Annotated in this window: 6 protein-coding genes and 1 CRISPR repeat array; all 6 genes read left to right on the top strand. The window is 40.2% G+C overall.

Annotation, left to right across the window (positions count from 1 at the left end; all coding sequences use genetic code 11):
• Positions 1-50: 50 nt before the first annotated feature.
• A CRISPR array of direct repeats spans positions 51-405; the repeat unit is 37 nt; unit sequence ATTTGATTAGAATTTCCCCGATCTAGGGGATTGAAAC.
• 222 nt (positions 406-627) lie between these two features.
• Complete coding sequence (locus Q0340_RS07440) at positions 628-1,233, top strand: hypothetical protein (protein WP_298082788.1); 606 nt, start codon at positions 628-630, stop codon at positions 1,231-1,233.
• A gap of 161 nt (positions 1,234-1,394) precedes the next feature.
• Positions 1,395-2,048: a hypothetical protein gene (locus tag Q0340_RS07435; protein ID WP_298082787.1), complete on the top strand. Its 654-nt coding sequence runs from the start codon at positions 1,395-1,397 to the stop codon at positions 2,046-2,048.
• Positions 2,049-2,328: 280 nt separating this feature from the next.
• The gene (locus Q0340_RS07430; protein WP_298082786.1) at positions 2,329-2,580 is read left to right on the top strand and encodes a hypothetical protein; all 252 of its coding nucleotides are present in this window, start codon (positions 2,329-2,331) and stop codon (positions 2,578-2,580) included.
• A gap of 46 nt (positions 2,581-2,626) precedes the next feature.
• Positions 2,627-4,210: a hypothetical protein gene (locus Q0340_RS07425; protein WP_298082785.1), complete on the top strand. Its 1,584-nt coding sequence runs from the start codon at positions 2,627-2,629 to the stop codon at positions 4,208-4,210.
• Positions 4,188-4,757: an RAMP superfamily CRISPR-associated protein gene (locus Q0340_RS07420; RefSeq protein WP_298082784.1), complete on the top strand. Its 570-nt coding sequence runs from the start codon at positions 4,188-4,190 to the stop codon at positions 4,755-4,757. Before Q0340_RS07425 ends, Q0340_RS07420 begins: the two co-directional genes overlap by 23 nt.
• A partial coding sequence (locus tag Q0340_RS07415; RefSeq protein ID WP_298082783.1) for a hypothetical protein occupies positions 4,757-5,402 on the top strand: 646 nt, incomplete at its 3' end. The genes Q0340_RS07420 and Q0340_RS07415, both read left to right, overlap by 1 nt.

The raw sequence follows: 5,402 nt of genomic DNA, 5'->3' as shown, positions 1-5,402 counted from the left end.
TAGGGGATTGAAACAATCACGAACTTTTCCCATTTTGTTCTCCTTGATAAATTTGATTAGAATTTCCCCGATCTAGGGGATTGAAACGCTTTAATGACGTCTTGCCAAGACGGAAACTGCTCACTTTATTTGATTAGAATTTCCCCGATCTAGGGGATTGAAACTTCTTTACACATAAGTTTAGGGGGAATTTGTTCTAGTGGGATTTGATTAGAATTTCCCCGATCTAGGGGATTGAAACCCTTTCACATAAAAATCACCTCTTTGACCAATTTTGCCAAATTTGATTAGAATTTCCCCGATCTAGGGGATTGAAACAACTTACGTGTGACAGCAATAGCAGTATTACCGATACCGTTGCCATTTTGATTTGATTAGAATTTCCCCGATTTAGGGGATTGGGACAAACGGGTTTTGCCTCGGATAATGCTGTGTGATCACGCTGATTTGATTAAATTTCAAGATATACGACTAAAATTTAATGGATTTTTTAAAAGCACTCCGTAAATTGACAGAATTTGACAACTAAACTCCTTATAATCACGCTCAAAGTTGACATGGTGGGTTTGAATTCCATGAATAATTTTGTTATTTTTCGAAAAAGAATTTTAAAACAAAGGAGAAAGTATGAAAATTTTGTTTAAAGTGTTTTTACTCGGTTTGATCGGAGTTGTATTTTCTGGTTGTTTTATCGTAATGCCGCCCGATAAAGAAACGGTAATGGCTCAGCAGCTAGATGTTTGGTGTATCCTTAGAGAGAATAAGGATAAGGAAAGATATGAGGAATCTATACGTAAGGCAAAGTCGTTCCTTGATAAAGATAAGTATGGGGATAGAATCCAGATCGCTCCAAGAGGAGAGTATAGCGTTTCTTTATTAGATAAAGCTTTTAATGACGATAACCGCCCAGGGCTATACTGGCGAGAATATGGTTTGGTGTATAAACCAGCGACTTGTGATAGGGAAAATAAAAAGCTTAACATGATTGTAGAGATTACACCCCATAAAGTTAAAGCCCAAAATGAAAAAGATGGAAAAAATGAGGACGCCTATACCTTTATTAACTTTTTAAAAGAGCGAATGGCTCAATTGCTTTATTCTTCTAATGAGATCGGAGAACTAATGGAGTTAGGCTCATCACTTGATCTTATTTTTATTGATTATGAAACAAGGAAAGAGATCGATAAAAGTACTTATGATTTTGCAGGTTACAAAGCGTATAATGAAAAGTAGGTAAGTTCAACTACCTGACAATTGATTATCGAGTATTCGCCGCGAGAGTTAAATAAGATAGCTAATTTTGCTTTGCCTCAATTGGAAGGCGATGCAACGGATAGAATAACCGGCTTTTCAAATTGCCCGATTGTTTATAAATTTAAAGGAAGGAAAATGTTATGAGAACACTGTTTTTAGTATTAATTGCTATATTTTTAATAGGATGTGTAGAACCGGACCCGGAAAGCTACTATGGAAGGGTTAATAGAAAAGATGAGTTTACGACCAACTTTCAAAGCAGAAGGCTTGCTAACGAGCTAATCGTCTTATTTGATATGGGCGAAAAATCTCAATATGGAAACGATTACTTTGATAATTCGCTTAAGGTAGCCGATTACGAAAACGATGTAAAGCTTTCGGAAGTTAAAAGCTTTTTAGCTTCAAAAGGAGCTGCACCGTTACGTGTTTATGAGCGCGCAGTTAAGAGTAGCGGGAAAAATAAGTTTAAAAGATATTCGGGCAGGCTAAACGCCGAAGTTGTTGCTCTAGTTCCTTTCGACACTCAGTTCCGAAAAGCACAAAAGAATTGCTTTGATGGTACTTCCCTATGCTTATTTGATGAATTTCCGTTACTTACCGAAACGGATGTGGAAGGAGATATGGCTTCAATGATGATAAATTTTGTTGAAGTAAAATCGGCTTTCAACAACTATCAAGATGGCTTTACGCCAGTAAAGATCATCATCCATACTGCAACTTACACCGGAGCGAAGCTCAACACTATCTTAAGTAAAATTCCGAAAAAAGCATTTGAAAATAATGAGTTAAACTAAATAAGAGAGTCGGATGAATGAGGTAGAATGGATCAATAAATACGGCTTTTGCTAGGAATGGTTTTAGGTAGCGAGGAATTCGGTTAGAATTTCCCCTATCTAGGGGATTGGTTCCTCTTTGCACCCAAAATTTTCAATCTACCCTCCCCTAATTTAATTAAAATTTCCCTCTCATTTTTCAAAGTTTTCCCTTGGCTGACAGAATCTGACACTATGGCTCACTATAATTGCGCTCAAACTCGGAGGTAAAACGCCTACGAGATCAATTAAGGGAGTTGTAATGAAAAAGATTGTGTTGTCGCTAGCAGCGGCTGGAGCTATGAGTGGCGCTTTGGCGCAGGAGGTGCCGAATTTAGCCAATATCGCTCCGAGCAATTACGGCTCGTACGTTCCTACACTCGATTTTTACATCAAAGGCAAGGATATAACGGACAGCGTGTCTTTTGCGGTAGGACTAGACAATAAATTCGGGCTAGCACGAGGCGTCGCTTCGGCTAGTTCATTTTGTGTAATTTTTCAAAAAATAATTTAAGTTTAGTTGCGATAAAATTTCAAAAATATAACGAAAAGGAGGCAAGATGGCTAAATACCTATACGGCACGAGTATCCAGGGTATACAAGAGTATATTTACGCCACGAACAAGTTGCAAGAGATCATCGGTGCCAGCGAAATAATAGACTCGCTCGGACAAAAATTTAATGACAAGCAAGAGAGCAACGGCGCGATATTTGGCGTCTTCGACGAACTAAGGGCGAACGGCTTAGTAGAGCAAATTTTGCTTAATGCCGCGGGAAATTTTAGAGCGATCGTAGATGGCAAGGAAAATTTAAAAAAGATCGTCAGGGATCTGCCTAAAAAGATAATGCAAAATGCTTACGGCATTACCATTTCTCAGGCCGCCGCTCCTTATAACGGCAACGACTACGGAACGGCATCGAAAGAGCTTGAACAAAAGCTAAAAACCCAGCGCAACCGCCCGAGCTTGCCGCTTGATATGAGCATAAATTTTATGGCTCTTGCGCCCAAAACGGCGCGACCTATCGTAAAATTTGATGACGATGATGCATTAGACATTTCGTCCGTTCAAAAGAGAGAAGCGCACGGAAGGTGGTTTAAGAGACACCCGGGAGCTAAGGAATTAAAAGAATTTAGCCAAATTTCAAATAAGAAAAATAAACTAGCCGTTATCCACGCAGACGGGAACGGGCTTGGCGTCTTAGTTAAAAATTTAGTCGAAGTCGTAAAAAAGAGCGATGATGCTGGAGCTATAGCTAGATTTTCGCAGGCGCTTGATGAAGCTACGAAAGATGCATTTGCCAATGCCAAAGTAAAAACAAAAGTCGCTCTTGGCAAAGATGATCTAAAGATAAAAGCGCTAATTTTAAGCGGCGACGATATGACGGCGGTTTGCGATGCGGATATAGCGTTAGAATTTACTAAAAATTTTATCGAGGAATTTGAAAAGGAAACGGACAAGAAAAAGCCCGATATAAAGGAAAAGCTCACGATGTGCGCGGGGATTGCTTATTGTAACGAAAAATTCCCGTTTCATTATGCGGTAGCTCTAGCTGAGGAGCTTTGCGGCGCGGCAAAAAAGCACAGCAAGGATCGCTACGTAAACGATGCCGAAAAAGACATAGCGCCAAGCTGCTTAATGTTTCATAACGTCCAAAGCTCGAATTTCCAAAGTTGGGATAAATTTATAAAAGATGAACTGACGATCGGGGGCGAAAAAGAAGGGCGCGCGGCCGATGGCAAAAACGCTAGCGAAATCAGATGTGATTTCGGACCTTATTATTTGGGTGATACGACCAAGTCAAAAAACGAGCCAAAGATAGGGAATTTTATAAATTTGGCCGAAATGTATCGCGACGAAAACAGCCCCAAAGGCAAATTGCGAGAGTGGATAAAGGAGCTTGGCATAAACGATAGATTAGCCAAAGTTATGCTTGATAGAATAAATGAAATTCTAGAAAACAAAAGTGAATTCGATGGCGCTCTGAAGGCTCTTTACGGCGAGTTGTCGTGCGGAAATTTGATTTTAGAAAAGGACGGAGCGCAAAAGACGCCTATTTACGACGTGTTGCAGTTTCTCTCCGTTACTTCGGGCACAGAAGATAAAAAAGTGGAGGGCAAAAATGACGATAAATTACGAGCTTAAATTTTTCGACTATTGGCATGTTAGTAGCGGCCTTAGCGGTGGAGCGGCGCTTGATAGCTATGTGGTAAAAAACTCCGCAGGGCTTCCGTATGTACCGGGCAAAACGATAAAAGGACTTGTGCGCGAGGCAGCGGAGCTATTTTGGGATGCGAATGATATAGATAAGTGCTTCGGCTCACGAGGCGGCAAAAATAAGCAAAATAATGGCAATGAGCAAAACGAAAACGACGATACTACGCAGGCACAGTGCTATTTTAGTAGCGCTACGATAGATGAAAAAATCGCTACTGAAATTACGTCAAATAACTTGCAGCGCAATCTTTTTGAAATCATTTCGGCTACCAAAATCGACGACAACGGCATTGCGGCAGATAATTCGCTAAGAGATATAGAGGTGGTTTTGCCTATAAGTTTAAAAGGCGAGATCCAAAATGTAAGCGACGAAATCGCCCAAAATTTAAAACGCGCGCTAGAGATGATAAAGCGGATGGGGCTAAACCGCAACCGAGGCCTTGGTAGATGCGAATTTAAAGTTAAGGAGCTATGATGAGAGAGCTTAGATTTGAGATAACTTTTAAAAGTCCCGTTGTTTTGCAGGCAAGCTCCAATACGCAGAGCAAGATGAGCTCGCTTGATTTTATCCCGGGAAGTGCATTTTTAGGTATGGCGGCTAGCAGATACGGCAGCTTTAACGATCCTTTTAAAATTTTTCATAGCGGCGCTGTGAGATTTTGCGACGCTTCGCCGATCAAGGAGGGTAAAGAATTCTTTAAAATTCCGCTTTCCTATTTTCATGAAAAGCTTGATAGCAGCAAAATTTACAATCATCACTTACTAAGCCATGAAGAATTTGAAAAATTTACCCAGCTCAAACAGATGCGAAGCGGCTATATAAATGACGAAAAAGAAAAACTTAGCCTAAAATATGAATATTCTCAAAAAAGTGCCTACGATAAAAAAAGAAGACGTTCTATGGATAGTCAGATGTATGGCTACGAGGCGTTTATGGCCGGAATGAAATGGCGATTTAGCGTTAAATTTGACGCTAACGTGAGCAAAGACGACATAAATCGCGCAAAAGAAACGCTAGAGCGCTCAACTAGGCTCGGCAAATCAAAAAGCGCTGAGTATGGGGCAGTAGAGATTAAATTTATAGGCGAAAATACGGATGAAATCCAAAGCTTTACGCCGC

The sequence above is a fragment of the uncultured Campylobacter sp. genome (assembly GCF_938045595.1).
Lineage (GTDB): Bacteria > Campylobacterota > Campylobacteria > Campylobacterales > Campylobacteraceae > Campylobacter_B.
Note: the sequence above shows the minus strand (reverse complement) of the source record. Positions and strands in the feature narration are given on the sequence as shown.

Excerpts from the sequence above, each read along its gene's own strand:
- Q0340_RS07440 (WP_298082788.1), top strand. The coding sequence starts at position 628 with ATGAAAATTTTGTTTAAAGTGTTTTTACTCGGTTTGATCGGAGTTGTA.
- Q0340_RS07435 (WP_298082787.1), top strand. The coding sequence starts at position 1,395 with ATGAGAACACTGTTTTTAGTATTAATTGCTATATTTTTAATAGGATGT.
- Q0340_RS07430 (WP_298082786.1), top strand. The coding sequence starts at position 2,329 with ATGAAAAAGATTGTGTTGTCGCTAGCAGCGGCTGGAGCTATGAGTGGC.
- Q0340_RS07425 (WP_298082785.1), top strand. The coding sequence starts at position 2,627 with ATGGCTAAATACCTATACGGCACGAGTATCCAGGGTATACAAGAGTAT.
- Q0340_RS07420 (WP_298082784.1), top strand. The coding sequence starts at position 4,188 with ATGACGATAAATTACGAGCTTAAATTTTTCGACTATTGGCATGTTAGT.